Raw genomic sequence first — 18,208 nt, 5'->3', positions numbered from 1 at the left:
TCTCGGGGACGTCAGCGGCTTTCCGGCACCCGCAACCGGGTCGCCACCCACGCCCCCACCACCGCCACTCCCGCCATGGGCAGGAAGACGGCGGCGAAGGCGGCAGGGTGGGAGCCCGCGCTTCCGGCGGAGGCGGCCGCGTGCCCCACCGCTCCCCCGCCCAGCGCGGCGAACGCCGCGCCGCCCGCCGCGAGCAGCAGGACGTTGGACAGGCCGTCCGAGATCTGGAGCGCCGCCGAGTTCGCGCCCGCCTCCTCCGGTGCGGAGAGCTTCAGGAGCAGCACGCTCGTCGAGGAGATCACCAGGCCCATGCCCAGGCAGCCCCAGGCCCAGGCGAGGGCGACGATCCAGGCGGGCACCCAGGGCACCAGCACGCTGGGCGCGGCGGCGATCGCGGCGGCGACGAGCAGCATCCCGGCCACCACCAACCGCTCCCGGTACGGCTCCGTCCACGGCCGGGACTGGACCCACGACCCGAGCGCCCAGGTCCCGCCGCCGACCGCGAGCGAGAGGCCGGCGAGGGTGGGGCTGAGGCCGCGCTGGGTGACGAGCATGAGCGGTACGAAGGACTCGGCGGCGATGAACGACCCCGCCGCGATCCCCCGCAGCAGCACCACGGACGGCAGGCCCCGGGCCGCCCGGTAGGTCCCGCGCGGCAGCAGCCCGAGCACGGCGGGCACGAGCAGTGCCACGCCCGCCGCGGCCGGGAGCAGCGAGAGCCAGCGCAGCTCCTGCCCGGCGAACTGCAGGAGCCCGGCCCCGGCGGAGATGCCGAGCGCGAGCCGGATGCGGCGCCGGTCGTACGGAGGGAGGGGCGCGGCGGGATCGGCGGGCCCGGAGGCGGTACGACGTATGGCAGGCAGAGCAAGAGCGAGCGGAAAAACAACGAGTACGGGAATCCCGACGAACACCCACCGCCACCCGAGGTGCTCGGTGATGGTCCCGGAGGCGAGCGGCCCGACGACGGAGGGGACGACCCAGCTCGCGGCGAAGGCGGCCATGATGGCGGGCCGCAGCTCCTCGCGGTACGCCCGGCTCACCACCACGTACAAGGCCACGATCACAAGGCCGCCACCGAGCCCCTGCACGGCCCGCCCGAGGATGAACAGCCACATCGTGCCGGCGGTCCCGGAGAGCACGAGCCCGGCGGCGAAGGAGCTGATGCCGACGGTGAGCGGCGCGAGGGGCCCGCTGCGGTCGGACCACTGCCCGGACAGGACCATGGCGAAGAGGCTGGTGGTGAAGTACGCGGAGAAGGCGAAGGCGTACAGCGGGATGCCGTGCAGCTCGCGCGCCGCGACCGGCATGGCGGTCCCGACGGCGGTCGCCTCGAAAGCGATGAGCAGCACGACGGAGACGATGCCGACGCTGAGCGCCCGATGCTCCCGATCAAGCACGGACCCGCCGCCCGGGCTGGGGACGGCGGTGACGGGCGCGACGTCTGCGTCGCGGGGTTCGAGGGCGCTCATACCCCCAGAGTAAGAGGCATAGCCCGGGATGACCCCTGTCCGGAGTCGCAGGGCGACTGGTCCCATGGACGTACGACCATGAACGCGCCATGACAGTCATGTTGCACGACCCCGGAACCCCTTGAGCCCCTCCACCCGCCCTGCCTACGGTCGTACTCGTGCACAACACGACCGTGTGCCCGAGTGGTTGAGGGGCTCGCCTGCAAAGCGAGTTACGTCGGTTCGATTCCGATCACGGTCTCCACTGGATCGTCACCACCCCGTCCGGGCCGTGCCAGAGTCCTGGCCATGACCGACACGGACAGAAGACGCCGCCTGGGCGCCTTCGCCGGAGCCGGCGCCTCCTGCGCCCTGCTTCCGGGCATCACGCCGAACGGCGACACGGCGGACGTGGGCCTCTCCGTGCTCCTGGCCGGCCTGGTGATCGCCACGCTGACCCAGCTGATCTACGTAGGCCCCTCGGAATCCGTCCCCCTCTCTCCCCCTGCCGGCCTTCGCGGCAGCCGGCTTCGCCCAGGACGCCCTGATCTCGTGGCTCCTGCCCTGGCTGGGCGCCGAGAGCGGCATGATCGACGTGACCGGCCTCGGCACGACCCTCCTGGCAGCCCTGATCACCCGCACCTCGATCCTGTCCCTGTGGGAACCTCGCGCACAACGGAGGACCCCATCGCGGACTGACGCCCGGCCACACGGTCAGGAGGACAGCGTGTCCGGGACGCTGAGTACGTCCTCGCATCCGAGGAGTTCGTGCGTGTTCCGGGCGAGCGATGCGAGCAAGCGCCCCGTCAACAGCTCACCACTGGCTTTGCCGAGCCCCTCGTCGTGCACCGAGACCTCCAGGGGCAGTTGTTCCCCCTGCCCCTTGGCCGTACCGGGCAGGGTGCACGGGAGGACAGCAGTCAGGCCGGGCCTGAGAGACATCGACTGCACATACACGTCGTCCGCAACCTTGCGCCACTCCGCGGCTTCCTCTCCCGTGCTCACCCAGTCCATCGTCACGAGAGACCACTTGACGGTGCCGATGACGGGCGGCTGGTACTCATCTCCGGAAGGTTTCATCAGACAAGCCTGGTACGTGACACGCCGGAGATCATCGCCGCCGGGCGTCCATTCCTCAGCGGTCTTGAGCAAATCCGCCTTGATCCGGTCCGGATCGTTGCTGTCGAAACGAGCCTCACTCCCGAGGTGAGCGCGGACAGCCTCGACGTTGTCAACGCCGAAGAGCCTTTCGCAACGCGTCAACGCTGCCTGGGCAGTCTCGTCCCAGCCACTCCCATCCGACCCGCCGCCCGAACACGCCCCCACCGACAACGCCACGCCCAACAGCAAGGAGACTCGACGGGTCGATCGCCCGTTGCCTGGCATCGTCACGACACCTTCGTCTTGCCGCTCACCGCGAGCACGCCCCTGTTGTAGGAGTCTTCGGCGTCTCGGAACAGCTCGCGCCTCTCTGCCATCGGCATTCCAGTCGATTCCACGTAGTTGACCAGCGGCACCATGGCGCTGCTCTGCCCGGACAGCTGGGTGGCCAACACAGCGTCCATCGCCGCATCGTCGTTCTTGTACTCGTTGTCCTGGAGGTACTGCAACGTGTCCGTGGCGTACGTCGTGTTGACGCCAGAAGCCGCGCTGTCCATCACGATGGGCACGACCGTCATGGCTACCAGTCCCGCGGCCGGTCCGAGTACGACGGCCGAACCCACGCCCACGACCGTGGCGATGCCCCCGCTCACCGCGGTCTTGCGCCACTCCGCCTGCTTCTCGAGTTCCAGGTTGCGCTTGGTCTCGTCGCTCTTGAAATCGTCCGAGATCTGGATGACGCGGGATTCGTCGAGGATTCCATGGACCTTCGTGGCGTTGTGAGCGAACGCGATGGCGTCGTCGTGTTTGTCGCTCAGCGCCTTGATGCCGCTCGCCTCGAACACCTGCTGCGCGGCGGACAGGCTCTTGTAGGCGTCCTCGTCCCCGGCCACGGCCGCCATGAACTTCAGCGTCGTCGCCTGCCCGAAGTCCGTGCGCGGGCTCTTGTCGCTGCTGCCGGGGAACAGCGCGTCCCGATCCACGACTTCCGCGGTCCCGCCGAAGTTGTGCATGGAGTAGTTCAGGTCGTCGATGTACGCAGCACCCATCCGGCCCAGGCTGTCGATCATCGGCTTGTGGCGTTCCCGAAGCTCCGAGTCGCCGCCATAGGTGTCCATGACGTCGTTCATGAGCGCCGCCGAATCCGCGTCCCTGCGAAGGACCGGGTTCGGGTCGTCCCACGCGTGCCCCGTCGTGGCCGCTTCCAGGGCGTGCCCCAGAGCGTCCGGCAGGTATTCCGCGGCCTTCTTCGCATCATCGGGGCGATGCCCGGTAATGTCCGGGAACGACTCGTACTTCTCGTCGGTGAAGTACTCCAGATAGCTACGGGTCTGCTGCCCCTCCGCCTTCGGATCGAGGTCCAGCGTCCCCCCGACCGTCCCGTCCTTGTCGTACGACGTCGGTTCCGCGGAGAAGAACTGCTTCGCGGCCTCCGGGCTGTGCCCGAGCGCCTCCAGTACGGCCACCACGGGGTCATGGCCCGCGCCGTTGATCCCCGAGGGGTTGAACGGGTTCTTCTGCCAGCCGCCCGCGGTCCCTCCGCCGGCGAACATGTGCGGGTCCTTCGCGTGCAGTTGGGTGACATGCTCCGCGATCGGGGTGAGGAACTTCGGGTCGTAGTCGCCGTAGCGCAGGATGCCGCCGAGCAACTGGTAGCCGAATGGCCCGTTGTAGTCGTTCCTGGCGAGCGGGATCCGCTCCGTACCGAGCCGGCGCATCTCCGTGGACCAGCTCTCGGTCCACTTGTCGCCGCTCTGGGTGACCGCGGCGAGGTTCAGGCCCAGGTTTCGCTGCAGCGCCTGCACATCGGCGAGGCGCTCCTTGTCGAGCTCCGCGTACCTGTACGTGTCCGAGGAGAGCTGCCCGAAGAACTCCAGCGCACCCTTGGGCCCGAGGCCGTTGTAGAAGGTCCGCGAGAAGTCCTTGGAGGCGTGGTTGTCCTTGAGGAGCTCGTTCAGGCGCTCCAGCTCCGCGTGGGAGAGATCGCGGCCCTTCTTGGCGAGTTCGAGCGCGCGGTGCGCCTCTTCGGCGTCCAGGCTGCCGTACTCGGGGGCGCTGAAGTTGTGCTTGTCCGTGGTGATGTTGGCCTTCAGGGCGTTGGAGCAGGCCACGTCCGCGTCGTCGCACGTCTCGACGACGGCGGCGATCCGGCGCCGCATCGCGTCGATCGCGGCGCGCTCCTGGTCCACCAGGACGTGGACGTCGGGGTTCCGCGCATCGACCCGTTCCCTGGTCCCCAGGACCGACTGCCTGGACTCGACCCTCCCGTCCGCCGCCACGAAGAGGCCCTGCGCCGGCGCCTCCGTGTCCACGATCCTCTTGAGTTCGTCCTGCGCCTTCCTGAAGGCCTCGTACGCGTCGTCGAGGATCCTGTGGATGCCGCCCGCCGCCTTCGCCGCGTCCTCGAACTCCTTGGCCGTCTTCGCCACGAACGGCTTGGTGACCTCGGCGTTCAGGCCGCGCCAGTAGTCGTCCTTGGCCTTCGCGGCCATGGTCGTACGGGCGTCCTCGGCCAGCTTGTCCAGCTTGCCCTTCATCTCCGACCAGTCGTCGGCCGCGGCCTTCATCTTCGCGAGCGGGGCCCGGTAGACGTAGTCGAACGTCAGCACGCCGGCCCGCCCTACTTCAGGTACTCGCTGATCGCGGACGTCGACAAGGAAGCTCTGATGTCCTCGTCGTCCTTGGCGTGCTGGGCCGCGCTGTAGTCCAGGTGGTTGGAGATGTGGGCGCAGGCGTCCAGGAGCGTGCTCAGCTGGGAGTGCCAGGTCTCCTGGACCGTCGTCAGCGCGGCGCCCGTGCGGAAGCCCGTGCTCGACATGCCGGTCGCGGCGGCCTCGGTGGTCGTGCGGGCGTGGTTGCCGTCCTTCACGAGCCGGCCGTGCAGCGCGTACGCCGCGCCGCCGATCGCCCCCAGCCTGTCCTGGTTGACGCTCAGGTCCGCGGGGCCACCGCCGCCGCCCTCGGACGGCAGCTGGTTGAGTCGCGTACGCGCGTCACGGTCCGCCGCGGCCCGCTTCAGCCCGCTCCACTCGTCCTCGAACGACACAGCTCCCCCTCGCGGCAACACCGACACGGAACGCCACCCTAGCCACAAGGGCAATCACCCTCCGTGTCCAGCGGCGCGTTCCGGCCAGCCCGTCGCGCCTACGCCGGAGGAGCCCCCACCGCCGCCTGCGGGCGGATCGGGAGGCGGTTGATCGGGCGGCCCGTGGCCGCGCGGACCGCGGAGGCGACCGCTGCCGGGGAGGTGACGACCGGGACCGCGCTTGCCGCCTTCGCGCCGAAGGGGGCCACCACGTCGCGTTCCTCGACGAGCTTGACGAGGCGGATGTCCGGGGCGTCCAGGGACGTCGGCAGGGCGTAGCCCGTGAAGTCCGGGTGGCGCAGGAGGCCGCGGGCCGTGCGGAGGTTCTCCGTGAGGGCCGCGCCCACGCCTTGCGTGACGCCCGCTTCGATACGGGCCGACAGCTGGGCCGGGTTCAGGACGCGGCCCACGTCCTGGGCCACCGCCATCTCCACCACCCGTACCGAACCCAGCTCGATGTCCACGTCCACCACCGCGCGGATCGCGCAGAACGCCAGGCCCACGAACGCGTCGCCCTGGCCCGACTCGTCCAGGGGCTCCGTCGGGTGCGGGCGGCACTGGGCCGTGGCCCACAGTTCCTTGCCGTCCATCGCCTCGGTCACCGTGGTCGACAGGACACCGTCGTACGACGTGATCTTGCCGTCCGTGATCTGGAGCAGCTCCGTCGACATGCCGAATTTGTGGGCCAGGGGCTGGAGCAGCTGCGTGCGGACCATCTTTGCCGCGCGTTCCACCGCTCCGCCCGACACCCACGTGTGGCGGCCGTGCGTCGCCGGGCCCGCCGGCGGCTGGTCCGTGTCCACCGACGCGATATGGACCTCCTCCAGGCCCAGCGTCTCCTGGACGATCTGGCGCGCGAGCGTCGCGAAGCCCGAACCCGTGTCCACGGCCGCGCAGATGACCGTCGCGACGCCGTCGTGGACCTTCACCGTCGCCGTCGAGACCTCGTCCGCGCCCTCCGCGCCGAGCATGTGGACCATGCCGATCGCGTAGCCCACGCCCCGGCGCACCGCGCCCGGTTCGCCCGCGCCCTCAGGGCCGCCCGGCAGCAGCCAGTCCTCCTCCGGGGTGTCCATCGGGAGGGACGGGAGGGGGAAGTCGCGGACCGCCGCGAGGAGTTCCGCCACCGGGGCCGGGCACGTCACCGTCTGGCCCGTCGGGAGGATGTCGCCCGTCGCCAGCACGTTGCGCAGCCGTACGTCCACCGGGTCCAGGCCCAGCTTCGCCGCCAGCTTGTCCATCTGCGCCTCGTACGCCGCGCACACCTGCATCGCGCCCTCGCCCCGCACATGGCCGGACGGCGGGTTGTTCGTACGGACCGCCCAGCCCTCGATGAAGGCGTGCGGCACGACGTACGGGCCGCAGGCGAACGACACCGCGGCCGCCAGCGACTCCGAGGACGCGTCCGCGTAGGCGCCGGCGTCGAGCAGGATCTGCGCCTCCACCTTCACCAGGCGGCCCTCCGCGTCCGCGTGGTGGCGGTAGCGCAGCAACGTCGGGTGGCGGTGGGCGTGGCCGAGGAAGGACTCCTCGCGCGTCGCCGTGAGCTTGACCGGGCAGCCCGTACGGAGGGCGAGGAGGCCCAGCGGGATCTGGAAGCCCGGGTCCTCACGGTCGCCCGTCGCCCCCGGGACACCGGTCACGACCACCTTGACCTGGTCGGGCGCCAGGCCGAAGCAGGCCGCCGCCAGGTCCCGGTCGGTGTGCGGGTCGGTGGAGGCCGTGTAGAGCTCGACCCCGCCGTCGGGGCGCGGCACGGCGAGGCCGGCCTCCGCGCCGATGGGGGCCGGGTCCTGCCGCCCGATCCGGTACAGGCCCTCGACCACGACCTCGCCGGTCGCGTCCGCGTTGCCGAACCGCAGCGGGATGTGCCGGATCAGGTTCCCGTCCGGGTGCAGCGCCTCGGCCGCGAACGCCTTCTCCGGGTCGGTGACCGGGTCCAGCACCTCGTACTCGACCGCGATCGCCGCCGCCGCGAGCCGCGCCGTGTCCGGGTGGTCCGCGGCCACGGCCGCGATCGCCTCACCGTGGTGGCGGACCAGGTCGGAGGCGAAGACCGGACGGTCGGCGACCGTCCTGCCGTACGTCGCCTCGCCCGGCACGTCCGCGTGCGTCACCACGGCCCGTACGCCCGGCAGGTCCGCCGCCGCGCTCGTGTCGATCGACACGATCCGGGCGTGCGGGTGCGGCGAGCGCAGGATCGCCGCCCACAGCAGGCCCTCGGCCCACAGGTCGGAGGCGTACGGGAAGGTGCCCTCGGCCTTCGCCCGCGCGTCGGCCGACGGCAGGGAGGTGCCCAGGCCGTGCGGGGCCGCCTCCTCCGGTTCGAGGTCGAGGGAGTCGACCACCGTGGGGTTGGGTGGCGCGGTGGTCGCGTCGCTGCTCACGCCATGCCTCCGTCGTGCGGGTGGGGAATCTGGTGCGGGATGCGCGCCTCTTCGGCCGCCGCGGCCGACGCCGCCGCCTGCGCGTCGCGCTCGGCGACGACCTCGCTCACGGCGTCGAGCACGCCCCGGTAGCCCGAGCACCGGCAGAGGTTGCCGCAGAGCGCCTGGCGGGTCTCCAGCTCGGTCGGAGCGTGGTTCCCCTCGAGGAGGTCGTGGACGGTCATGGCCATGCCCGGCACGCAGTAGCCGCACTGGACGGCCCCGCAGCGCGCCAGGGCCCGCTGCACGTCCGACGGTTCGCCGTCGGTGGCCAGGCCCTCGACCGTACGCACCTCACTGCCGGCCGCCGTCGCCGCCGGCACCAGGCAGGAGGCGACGAGCCGGCCGTCGACCTGCACGTTGCACGCCCCGCACTCGCCCTGCGAGCAGCCGTCCTTGGCACCCGCGAGGCCGAGCCGCTCCCTCAGGACGTAGAGCAGCGACTCGCCGATCCACGACTCCGTCACCGGACGGTCGGCGCCGTTCACACGCAAGGTGTACGAGATGTGCGGGTGCTCGTCGCTGTCCGCGCTGCTGCCCGTGGAGGCGGCCACAACCTCGGGGGCGTCGGCAACGGGCTCTTCCACGGCGGGAAGCGGCTCCTCGACCGGAAGCTCCTCCGCCGACGGCTCCTCGACCGGCTCTTCCGCAACCTCCGGCTCGTGCACCGCCCACGGCGCCGGAGCGCCGCCCGGCAGGGTCGCCGGGGCGCTGCTCGCGTACTGCGCCAGCATCGACGTCGTGTACTCGCCCGACTCCTCGGACGCGTCCGCGCCCTCGGTCACGACCGGAATCGTCCACTGACCGGTCGATGCGGAGCCGGAATCGGCCGGCCGCGCCTCGTCCGTGAAGTTCCACTGTCCCGTCGCGTGCGGGTCGGGCTCCCCCGCCTCCGGGAACGTCCACTCGGCCGTCGTCTGCGCGTCCGGCTGCTCGACGTGCTCCGCCGCCGCCGGCGTCTGCACCACCCACTGGCCCGTCGCCGCCGGGTCCGTCCCCGCGGCCGGGGTGAGCGGTGTCAGGGGCACGATCATCGGCGGTACGTAGCTGTGGCCCGGGGCCTCCAGCGGGACGCCGTCGAGCATGAACTCCGGGGGCAGGTGGACGAAGGCCGTGGCGTCGCCGTCGTACCCCTCGCTCTGCGGGATCGGCTCCCAGCCGCCCGCGTTCCCGTACCGGCCCGCGTTCGCGTGCCCGCCCGCGTTCTGGTTCTCGTTCGGTTCGTTGCTCACGACAGCGCCCTCCCCAGTGCCCGTCGAGCCAGCGCGGCGACCGTGCGCCGCAGGTGCAGTACGGCAGGTGGCAGCTGCTCATCGCCCGGCGGGTCCGGGATGCAGGCCGCCGCCACGTACTCGCCGAAGGCCGTCAGCGCCTCCGGGGCGAGGCCCCGGTCGCCGTCCCAGTCCACCAGCGAGGCGATCCAGTGCTCGGCCTCCAGCGGCCGCAGCGGCATCGGGGCGATCGCGCCGACGGCGCAGCGCACGCCGCGCCGCGCCGGGTCGAGGACCACGGCGACGGAGGCGGTGGCGCGGGCCGGGCCGGTGCGTCCGGTGGCCTTGAGGAAGACCTGCGGGGCGTGCAGGAGGGGTACGCGGACGAACGCGACCAGCTCGCCGGGGGCCAGCAGGTCGCGGCCCGCCAGCAGGTGGGAGATCGGGATCTCGCGCGTGCCGAGCGGGCCCATGACGACGAGGTCGGCCTCCAGGGCCGCCAGGACGGGCAGCGAGTCGCCCGTGGGCGCAGCCGTGACGACGTTGCCGCCGAGCGTGCCCGCGTTGCGGATCTGGGGCGGCCCGGCGGCGCGCGCGGCGGCCGCGAGGGCGGGGATCAGGGCGGCGAAGTCGGGGCGGCCCATCCGGGAGTGGGTGAGGCCCGCGCCGAGGAGGGCGTGGCCGTCCTGGTACTGCCAGCCGCGGATCTCGTTGATCCGGCCGAGGCCGACCAGGCCGGCCGGCCTGAGCTGCCCCTTGTTGACGGCGGCCATCAGGTCCGTGCCGCCCGCGACCGGTACGGCGGCGGGCATGGCGGTGAGCGCCGCCACGGCCTCGTCGAGCGAGGCCGGCAACGTCACGGACTGCGCCGTCTGTGGTGCGTGCGTGGTCAACCCGCTGCCCCTTCCCGGTGTCCCCGGCGGTCCCCGACTCGTCCCCGGCTGTCGCGCCTGTGTGGCCGTACCGTACGTGCTCACAGGCTGGACGTGGCAACTCTGGCACATCTTCCGAGCCGTCCGACGCGAGGGTCCGCGAAGGACGGTTCCGTCCAGGAAGCCCCACCGGAGACGGTAACTTCCGTTTTGCCGCTCTTGGGTGACGTGGGGACGCGAGGTGCCTCACACGTTCGGGGGCGCCCCCTCGATCGGCCTGCCAAGGACTCCGGGGCGCCGCTGCCACGGGAGGGGTCCGGCGGGCGGCCGGTAGTCGACGCCGAGGGCGTCCAGGCGCCGGTAGTGGGCGGTCATCCGGCGCTCGAACGCGGCGAAGTCCCGCTCGTCCGGCGCGGGCAGGGCGGACCAGGCGACCTCGGCGAAGGCGGCGAGGCGCGGGAAGGTCTGGTAGTCGACGCGGGAGCGGTTCTCCATGACCTCGGTCCACACGTTGGCCTGGGTGCCCAGGACGTGGGCGGCGGCCTCGGGGCTCAGGCCCGGCGGGACGGGCTCGAAGCGGTAGACGTCCTCCAGGGTCCGTACGTAACCGATGGGCATCGGCTCGTCCTCGCCCGGTGCCTGACGGTGGTCCAGATACACCTGCTGCTCGGGGCACATGACGACGTCGTGGCCGGCCTCCGCGGCGGTGACGCCGCCCGCGTACCCGCGCCAGGAGGAGACGGCGGCGCCGGGCGCCAGGCCGCCCTCCAGGATCTCGTCCCAGCCGATGAGGCGGCGGCCCCGGTCGGCGAGCCAGCGGTCGAAGTGGCGGATGAACCAGGACTGGAGCTCGTGCTCGTCGGCGAGGCCCAGCTCCTTGATGCGGGCCTGGGCCGTCGGGGACTCCTTCCACTGGTCCTTGGGGCACTCGTCGCCGCCGACGTGGACGAAGGTGGACGGGAAGAGGTCGAGGACCTCCTCGAAGACGCCCTCGTAGAAGCGCAGGGTGGTGTCGGTGGGGGCGAGGACGTTCGGGTTGACGCCCCAGGTGTCCCAGACGGTGAGCGCGCTCGTGTCGACGACGTCGGTGTTGCCGAGTTCGGGGTAGGCGGCGATCGCGGCCTGGGAGTGGCCCGGAATGTCGATCTCGGGGACGACGGTGATGTGCCGCTCGGCGGCGTACGCGACGATCTCGCGGATGTCGTCCTGGGTGTAGAACCCGCCGTGCGGCGTCTCGTTCCAGAGCGGCGAGGCCCGGTGCCCCCACTTCGTACGGGCCCGCCAGGCGCCGACCTCGGTGAGGCGCGGGTGGCGCTTGATCTCGACGCGCCAGCCCTGGTCGTCGGTGAGGTGGAAGTGGAAGACGTTCAGCTTGTGCGCGGCGATGAGGTCGAGCTGCCGCAGGACGTCGTCCTTGGGCATGAAGTACCGCGACACGTCGAGCATGAGCCCGCGCCAGTGGAACCGGGGCGCGTCGGTGACGACTTGGGCGGCCACGGCCGCGACGGTGCCGGGGCGCGGGGCCTTCCGGAAGGCGTCGGGGCCGAGGAGCTGACGCAGCGTCTGGGCGCCCCAGAAGACCCCGGCCGGGTCGCCGCCCGTGATCTCGGCGCCGTCCGCCGTCACGGTCAGCCGGTACGCCTCCGGGCCCAGCGTGCCGTCGACGCGCAGCCGGATGTCGTTGTGGCCTTCCTCGGGCGCGGGCGGCAGCGGCAGGCCGAACGCGGCACCGAGGGTGGCGCGCAGCCAGCGCTCCGTCGACTCGGTGCCGGGCGCCGCCGTGAGGGTCGTACGGGAATCCAGCACGAGGCTGCCACTGCCCGGGCCGCCCTCGACCTTCGAGGGCGCGGGGATGAGTTCCTTGTCGGCCATATCGGTCATGACGTCAGTCCTTCACCGCCCCGCCCAGTCCGGAGACCAGACGGCGCTGTACGAGTACGAAGAAGACGAGCACCGGGATCGTCATCACGGTCGATCCCGCCATGATGCCTCCCCAGTCGTTCTCGTCCGGCTTGAAGAAGACGAGCAGCGCCATCGGGAGGGTCGACTGCGAGGTGTCGCTGATGAGGAACGACTTCGCGAACAGGAAGTCGTTCCAGGTCGAGATGAACGAGAAGACGCTCGTCGCCACGAGACCAGGGAAGACCAGCGGGAAGAGGATCTGCCAGAGGAAGCGGGTGCGGCTCGCGCCGTCGATCGCGGCCTGCTCCTCCAGCGCCTCGGGCACCGCCTTGACGAAGCCTCGGAGCATCCAGATCGCGAACGGCAGCGAGAAGGCGATGTGCGGCAGGATCAGCGAGCCCAGGGTGTTGAGCTGACCGAAGTCCCGCATCAGGAAGAAGAGCGGGATGGTCAGCGCCTCGATCGGCACCATCTGGGCGACGAGGAACATGATCAGCAGCGTGGTCCGGAAGCGGAACCGGAACCGGGTGACCGCGGTCGCCGCGAGGAAGGCGATGAGCGCGGAGGCGAGGACCACCGCGCAGGCGACCGTCAGCGAGTTGAGGAAGTACCGGCCGAAGTCCTGCTGTTCGAAGACGCGCCGGAAGGAGTCGAGGGACGGGGAGAGGGTCCACGGCCGCGGCTCGGTCGACTGGATCTCGCCGGCGGGCTTGAAGGCCGAGAGGACCATCCAGTACAGCGGGAAGGCGACCACGGCGGCGACGAGGAGGGCGGTGGCCTCGGCGGCGAGCCGCCCGGGCCGCCTGGGCCGCCCTATGCGAAGGGTGCTCACAGTTCTTCTCCCTGACGGCGCAGCAGACGGAGGTACACCAGCGTCACCGCGAGCAGGATCAGCAGCATGACGACGCCGATCGCCGAGCCCAGGCTGTACTGGGAGGACGCGAAGGCCTTCTGGTACGCGTACACGTTGAGGACGAGGTTCTGGCCGGCGATGCCGCCGCCGTTCGTCATGACGTAGATCTGGGTGAAGACCTTGAAGTCCCAGATGATCGACTGGATCGTGACGACGACCAGGATCGGCCGGAGCATCGGCGCCGTCACCGAACGCCAGATCCGCCACTGCGAGGCGCCGTCGAGCGCCGCGGCCTCCAGGACCTCGCTCGGGATCGCCTTGATGCCCGCGTAGACGGTGACCATCACGAACGGGAACGAGCACCAGACGACCTCGAAGAGGACCAGGGCGAAGGCGCTGTAGCGCCCGTACGTCCAGGAGAAGTCGCCGAGCCCGAGCAGCCGGTTGACCGGGCCGAAGTCGGGGTCGAAGAGGAAGACCCAGACGGTGGAGCCGGTGACGGCGGGGGTGGCCCAGGCGCCGAGCGCGGCGAGCATGAGCGCGAGGCGGGGCAGGGCCCGTACGCGGGTCAGGAGCACCGCGAGCGCGCAGCCCACCGCGAGGGTGGTGACGACGCAGGCGGCGGCGAACAGGACCGTGGCGAGGAGGACCTGCCAGAACTGCGGGTCGGCGAAGAGGGTGGCGTAGTTGCCGAAGCCCCGGAAGGAGGTGGGCTCGCCGCCGCTGACCTGGGCCTGGGTGTACTCCAGGAAGGAGATGAGCCCGAGCTGGTAGATGGGGTAGAGCAGGAGCCCGCCGAGGACGACGAGGGCGGGGAGCAGATAGAGCCAGGGCGTCCAGCCGGACCCGCCCCGGGGGTGACGGGGGCGGCGGGGCGGGCGGGCGGCGGCCGCGCCCGTCCCCTCCCCCGCCCCGGCGGTCTTCGTGGTGGTCAGGGTCATGTCGGTCAGCCCGCGGCCGCGAACGCCGCGTCCATCTTCTTCGCGGCGTCGTCGGAGGCCGCCTTCACGTCCTTACGGCCGCTGACGATCTCCTGGAACATCGTCGGCAGCACCAGCGAGGCGTCGATCTGGCCCCAGCCGGGCGAGGCGGGCACGAACTTCGTACCGGCGCCGAGGGTGTCGATGAAGGGCTTCACGAAGGGCTGCTTCTCGGCGGCCTTCGTCCGGACGTCGGTGTAGGTCGGCAGGAAGCCCATCGCGTCGAAGAGCTTGCCCTGCGTCTCCTTGCCGGTGAGGGACTTCATCAGGTCGACGGCGAGGGTGCGGTGCGAACTGCTCTTCATCAGGCCGATGTTGTTGCCGCCCGCGAAGGCCGGGGCGATCGAGCCGGGGGTCAGGCCCGGCAGCGGGACGACGGCGTACTTGCCCTTGACGGCGCCGGCCTCGACGGCCGCGTGGCTGAAGTCGCCTCCGATGGCCATGGCGGCCTTGCCGGAGGCGAAGGCGGTGACGGTGGCGTTGCCGCCCATCTGGGCGCACTTGGCGGCCGGGCAGTTGTCGTCGCCGAAGAGGGAGGTGTAGGCGGTGATGCCGGTGCGGGCGGCCTCGCTGTTGATGGCGGAGGTGTACGACGCGCCGTTCCGGGTGGCGAGTTCGCCGCCGTTGGCCCAGATGAACGGCATGGCGCCGTAGGTGTAGGCGCCGCCGACGGCTATGCCGTACAGCTCGGGCTTGGCCTTGTGGACCTTCTTCGCGGTCGCGATCAGCTCGGCCTGGGTCTTGGGGGCGGAGAGGCCGAGGTCCTTGAAGACGTCGGTGCGGTAGTAGAGCGCGCGGACGCCGACGAAGAGGGGCGCGCCGTAGACCTTGCCGTCGACGGTGACGGAGGCCTTGGCGGTGGCGTCGGTGTCCTTGGCCTGGTCCCAGGCGCCGAACTCGGCGCTGATGTCGGCGAGTCCGCCGTCCTTCACGTAGCCGGCGGTGTCGGTGTTGCCGTACTCGATGAGGTCGGGCGCGGACTTCGGGTCGTTGAAGGCGGCCTTGACGCGCTGGGCGCGGGTCTCGACGGGGATGTACTCGACCTCCACCTTCGCGCCCTTGTTCCGCTGCTCGAAGGCGGCGACGGCGTCGTCGACGACCTTCTTCTTGGGCGCGTTGTCGACCTCCTGGAAGAGCCAGACGCGCAGGGTGCCGCTCTTCTCGTCGGTCGCGGCCTTGCCGTCGGAGGTCTGCGGGGCGCAGGCGGTGGCGGCGAGTCCGGCGAGGACGAGGGCGGTGACGGTGGCGGTGATGGGGGTCCCCCCTGCTCGAGCGAAGCCGAGAGCTTGGGGGAGGGCAGGAAGCTTCATGGCGGGTCCCCTCCGAGGGTGTTGCACCATACGCAACGGGCGTTTCGTTCTGCACAACACGCGTGAGGTTAGGGGCGGACCAACTCCCGGACAAGTGGTCTCAACCACTCTGTGACCGGCCGACGCACCCCGTGCAACGCACCGCCGCGGCGCGACCTCCGACGCCCGGACACGCGAACGGCCCCCGGCACACGCACCGAAGTGCGCGCACCGGGGGCCGTCCCGACGGCGAGACAGGTCCCGGGCGTCCCCAGGCGCCCCTGGGACCGTCTCCGAGGACCGTCCTACCTACTACTACTTCTTGTCCTTGCCGCCCTTGTCCTTGTCGCCACCACCGGCGCCCATGGATTCGTAGATCTCCTTGCACATGGGACAGACCGGGTACTTCTTGGGGTCACGCCCCGGAACCCAGACCTTCCCGCACAGCGCCACCACGGGAGTGCCGTCGAGGGCGCTCGCCATGATCTTGTCCTTCTGGACGTAGTGGGCGTAGCGCTCGTGGTCGCCGTCACCGTGGGACACCTGCGGCGTCGGCTCGACGAGGGTTCCCGTTCCTGCCCCGCGCTCGGGCTCGAGAGTGCTCATGGGAACCAAGGGTACTGAAGACCCGACGGGTCAGTTGAGCGAAGGGTCGTCCGGGTACGTCGCCACGATCGCGAGGTCGCTTCGCTGGCGGCGGAGGACCTCGCGCCAGAGGGATTCGGGGCGGGGGGAGGAGACGTCGCCGGGTTCGGACTCGACCACGTACCAGGCGCCGTCGCCCAGCTCCGTCTCCAGTTGGCCCGGGCCCCAGCCCGCGTAGCCGGCGAAGATCCGCAGGGAGCCGAGGGCCGGGCCGAGGAGTTCGGGCGGGGTCTCCAGGTCGACCAGGCCGATCGCGCCGAAGACCCGGCGCCAGCCCAGCGGGCCCTCGTCGCCGGGGATCACCGCCACGCCGAGCGCCGCGTCCAGAGAGACGGGCCCGCCCTGGAAGACCACGCCCGGCTCGCCCGCGAGGTCGGCCCACGGGGCGAGGATGTCGCCGACCGTTATGGGTGTCGGTCTGTTGAGGACCACGCCGAGGGAGCCCTCGTCGTCGTGGTCGAGGAGGAGCACCACCGCGCGGTCGAAGTTGGGGTCGGCCAGGGCGGGAGTGGCGACGAGCAGCCGTCCTGTGAGCGAGGACACCTCGGTCATGCGACACATGATCCCGCATCTTCCGGGTTCGCGGGGGCCGAAGGGCGGACTGTGGACAGACCGGCGAGCCTCGCAGTTCAGAGGGTCGCCGACGGCCTCGTACGGACACAAACGGACGGTGACGCTCCGCAAGATCGCGTGCGCGGAACGTGTTGTGCCGTATTCATTACATCTGTGAGGCCCCCTTGGGCTTCCAAGACGGGGGTACACGAGCCTTACCCTTTTCCCTGGCCCCTTGCCCGACCTCTCCGGAACGCGAGATTCATGACCGGCACAGACGATGTACTGCTTGTCCACGGCGGAACCCCGCTGGAGGGCGAGATCCGCGTCCGCGGCGCGAAGAACCTCGTGCCCAAGGCGATGGTCGCCGCCCTGCTCGGCAGCGGGCCGAGCCGGCTGCGCAATGTGCCCGACATCCGTGACGTCCGCGTGGTCCGCGGACTCCTCCAGCTGCACGGGGTGACGGTCCGCCCCGGCGAGGAGCCGGGCGAGCTGGTCCTCGACCCGACGCACGTCGAGTCCGCCAACGTGGCTGACATCGATGCCCACGCCGGTTCGTCGCGCATCCCGATCCTCTTCTGCGGCCCGCTGCTGCACCGCCTCGGCCACGCCTTCATCCCGGGCCTGGGCGGCTGCGACATCGGCGGCCGGCCGATCGACTTCCACTTCGACGTGCTGCGCCAGTTCGGCGCGACGATCGAGAAGCGGGACGACGGTCAGTACCTGGAGGCCCCGCAGCGGCTGCGCGGCACCAAGATCCGGCTGCCGTACCCGTCGGTCGGCTCGACCGAGCAGGTGCTGCTGACCGCCGTCCTGGCGGAGGGCGTCACCGAGCTCTCCAACGCGGCCGTGGAGCCCGAGATCGAGGACCTGATCTGCGTCCTGCAGAAGATGGGCGCGATCATCTCCGTGGACACCGACCGGACGATCCGGATCACCGGTGTGGACCGTCTCGACGGTTACAACCACCGCGCGCTCCCGGACCGCCTGGAGGCGGCGTCCTGGGCGTCGGCGGCGCTGGCGACCGAGGGCAACATCTACGTGCGCGGCGCGCAGCAGCGCTCGATGATGACGTTCCTCAACACCTACCGCAGGGTGGGTGGCGCCTTCGAGATCGACGACGAGGGCATCCGCTTCTGGCACCCGGGCGGCTCGCTCAACGCGATCGCCCTGGAGACGGACGTGCACCCCGGTTTCCAGACCGACTGGCAGCAGCCGCTGGTGGTGGCCCTGACGCAGGCCGCCGGCCTCTCCATCGTCCACGAGACGGTGTACGAGTCCCGGCTCGGCTTCACCTCGGCGCTGAACCAGATGGGCGCGCACATCCAGCTGTACCGCGAGTGCCTGGGCGGATCGGACTGCCGCTTCGGCCAGCGCAACTTCCTGCACTCGGCGGTCGTGTCGGGCCCGACGAAGCTCCAGGGCGCCGACCTGGTCATCCCGGACCTCCGCGGCGGCTTCTCGTACCTGATCGCGGCGCTGGCGGCCCAGGGCACGTCCCGGGTCCACGGCATCGACCTGATCAACCGCGGCTACGAGAACTTCATGGAGAAGCTCGTCGAGCTGGGCGCGAAGGTCGAGCTCCCGGGCAGCGCGCTCGTGTGATGCGGCACGAAGCGGGCTCCTCGCGCCCGACCGCTCCCTGCTGGGGGTCCGGGGGTTATCCCCCGGGTAGACACAGCATGGAGAAGCTCGTCGAGCTGGGCGCCAAGGTCGAGCTCCCGGGCAGCGCGCTCGTGTAGCGCGCGTACGACGGCAAACAGAAGGGCGGCCACCCCCCCGGGGGGGGGCCGGCGCGGGGTGGCGTGAGGGGCGGGGCCGGGGCCCTGGGGGGGGAGGTGGCC

At 71.2% G+C, this 18,208-nt stretch carries 14 protein-coding genes and 1 tRNA gene; 2 read left to right on the top strand and 13 right to left on the bottom strand.

Features of this window, described 5'->3' with window-relative positions; genetic code table 11:
- Positions 1 to 11: 11 nt before the first annotated feature.
- The gene (locus tag ACFWRO_RS23745; RefSeq protein ID WP_384513064.1) at positions 12 to 1,469 is read right to left on the bottom strand and encodes an MFS transporter; all 1,458 of its coding nucleotides are present in this window, start codon (positions 1,467 to 1,469) and stop codon (positions 12 to 14) included.
- A gap of 169 nt (positions 1,470 to 1,638) precedes the next feature.
- On the opposite strand from ACFWRO_RS23745, the gene ACFWRO_RS23740 reads away from it, so the two are divergent.
- A tRNA-Cys gene (locus ACFWRO_RS23740) sits at positions 1,639 to 1,713 on the top strand.
- A gap of 449 nt (positions 1,714 to 2,162) precedes the next feature.
- Here ACFWRO_RS23740 and ACFWRO_RS23735 read toward each other — a convergent pair.
- From ACFWRO_RS23735 to ACFWRO_RS23680, 12 genes are all read right to left on the bottom strand, one after another.
- The gene (locus ACFWRO_RS23735) at positions 2,163 to 2,834 is read right to left on the bottom strand and encodes a hypothetical protein (RefSeq protein ID WP_384513063.1); all 672 of its coding nucleotides are present in this window, start codon (positions 2,832 to 2,834) and stop codon (positions 2,163 to 2,165) included.
- A gap of 2 nt (positions 2,835 to 2,836) precedes the next feature.
- Positions 2,837 to 5,158, bottom strand: coding sequence for a hypothetical protein (locus tag ACFWRO_RS23730; RefSeq protein WP_384513062.1), 2,322 nt, complete (start codon positions 5,156 to 5,158; stop codon positions 2,837 to 2,839).
- Positions 5,159 to 5,169: 11 nt separating this feature from the next.
- Positions 5,170 to 5,595 carry a hypothetical protein gene (locus tag ACFWRO_RS23725; RefSeq protein ID WP_384513061.1) on the bottom strand — a complete coding sequence of 142 codons (426 nt, stop codon included), beginning with the start codon at positions 5,593 to 5,595 and terminating at the stop codon, positions 5,170 to 5,172.
- Between the two features lie 98 nt (positions 5,596 to 5,693).
- Complete coding sequence (locus ACFWRO_RS23720) at positions 5,694 to 8,021, bottom strand: xanthine dehydrogenase family protein molybdopterin-binding subunit (RefSeq protein WP_384513060.1); 2,328 nt, start codon at positions 8,019 to 8,021, stop codon at positions 5,694 to 5,696.
- Positions 8,018 to 9,292 (bottom strand): 2Fe-2S iron-sulfur cluster-binding protein, encoded by a 1,275-nt coding sequence (locus ACFWRO_RS23715; protein ID WP_384513059.1) that lies wholly within the window; start codon positions 9,290 to 9,292, stop codon positions 8,018 to 8,020. The genes ACFWRO_RS23720 and ACFWRO_RS23715 overlap by 4 nt, the downstream gene beginning before the upstream one ends.
- Positions 9,289 to 10,164: an FAD binding domain-containing protein gene (locus ACFWRO_RS23710; protein ID WP_384513058.1), complete on the bottom strand. Its 876-nt coding sequence runs from the start codon at positions 10,162 to 10,164 to the stop codon at positions 9,289 to 9,291. Before ACFWRO_RS23710 ends, ACFWRO_RS23715 begins: the two co-directional genes overlap by 4 nt.
- A 225-nt stretch (positions 10,165 to 10,389) precedes the next feature.
- Positions 10,390 to 12,024 (bottom strand): beta-N-acetylhexosaminidase, encoded by a 1,635-nt coding sequence (locus ACFWRO_RS23705; protein ID WP_384513057.1) that lies wholly within the window; start codon positions 12,022 to 12,024, stop codon positions 10,390 to 10,392.
- Positions 12,025 to 12,028: 4 nt separating this feature from the next.
- Positions 12,029 to 12,877, bottom strand: a complete 849-nt coding sequence (locus ACFWRO_RS23700) for a carbohydrate ABC transporter permease (RefSeq protein WP_384513056.1) — start codon at positions 12,875 to 12,877, stop codon at positions 12,029 to 12,031.
- A complete protein-coding gene (locus ACFWRO_RS23695) occupies positions 12,874 to 13,839 on the bottom strand; it encodes a carbohydrate ABC transporter permease (RefSeq protein ID WP_384513055.1) in 966 nt (321 codons plus the stop codon). Before ACFWRO_RS23695 ends, ACFWRO_RS23700 begins: the two co-directional genes overlap by 4 nt.
- A 5-nt stretch (positions 13,840 to 13,844) precedes the next feature.
- Positions 13,845 to 15,188 (bottom strand): extracellular solute-binding protein, encoded by a 1,344-nt coding sequence (locus tag ACFWRO_RS23690; protein ID WP_384513054.1) that lies wholly within the window; start codon positions 15,186 to 15,188, stop codon positions 13,845 to 13,847.
- 294 nt (positions 15,189 to 15,482) lie between these two features.
- Complete coding sequence (locus tag ACFWRO_RS23685; protein WP_318106551.1) at positions 15,483 to 15,773, bottom strand: DUF3039 domain-containing protein; 291 nt, start codon at positions 15,771 to 15,773, stop codon at positions 15,483 to 15,485.
- Between the two features lie 30 nt (positions 15,774 to 15,803).
- Positions 15,804 to 16,364: a YqgE/AlgH family protein gene (locus ACFWRO_RS23680; RefSeq protein WP_384513053.1), complete on the bottom strand. Its 561-nt coding sequence runs from the start codon at positions 16,362 to 16,364 to the stop codon at positions 15,804 to 15,806.
- 264 nt (positions 16,365 to 16,628) lie between these two features.
- Between ACFWRO_RS23680 and murA the strand changes: the two genes are divergently transcribed.
- The gene (gene murA, locus ACFWRO_RS23675) at positions 16,629 to 17,969 is read left to right on the top strand and encodes a UDP-N-acetylglucosamine 1-carboxyvinyltransferase (protein ID WP_384513052.1); all 1,341 of its coding nucleotides are present in this window, start codon (positions 16,629 to 16,631) and stop codon (positions 17,967 to 17,969) included.
- Positions 17,970 to 18,208 lie beyond the last annotated feature (239 nt).

This window comes from Streptomyces sp. NPDC058579 (assembly GCF_042718575.1).
Lineage (GTDB): Bacteria > Actinomycetota > Actinomycetes > Streptomycetales > Streptomycetaceae > Streptomyces.
This window is presented reverse-complemented; position numbering and strand designations above follow the sequence as displayed.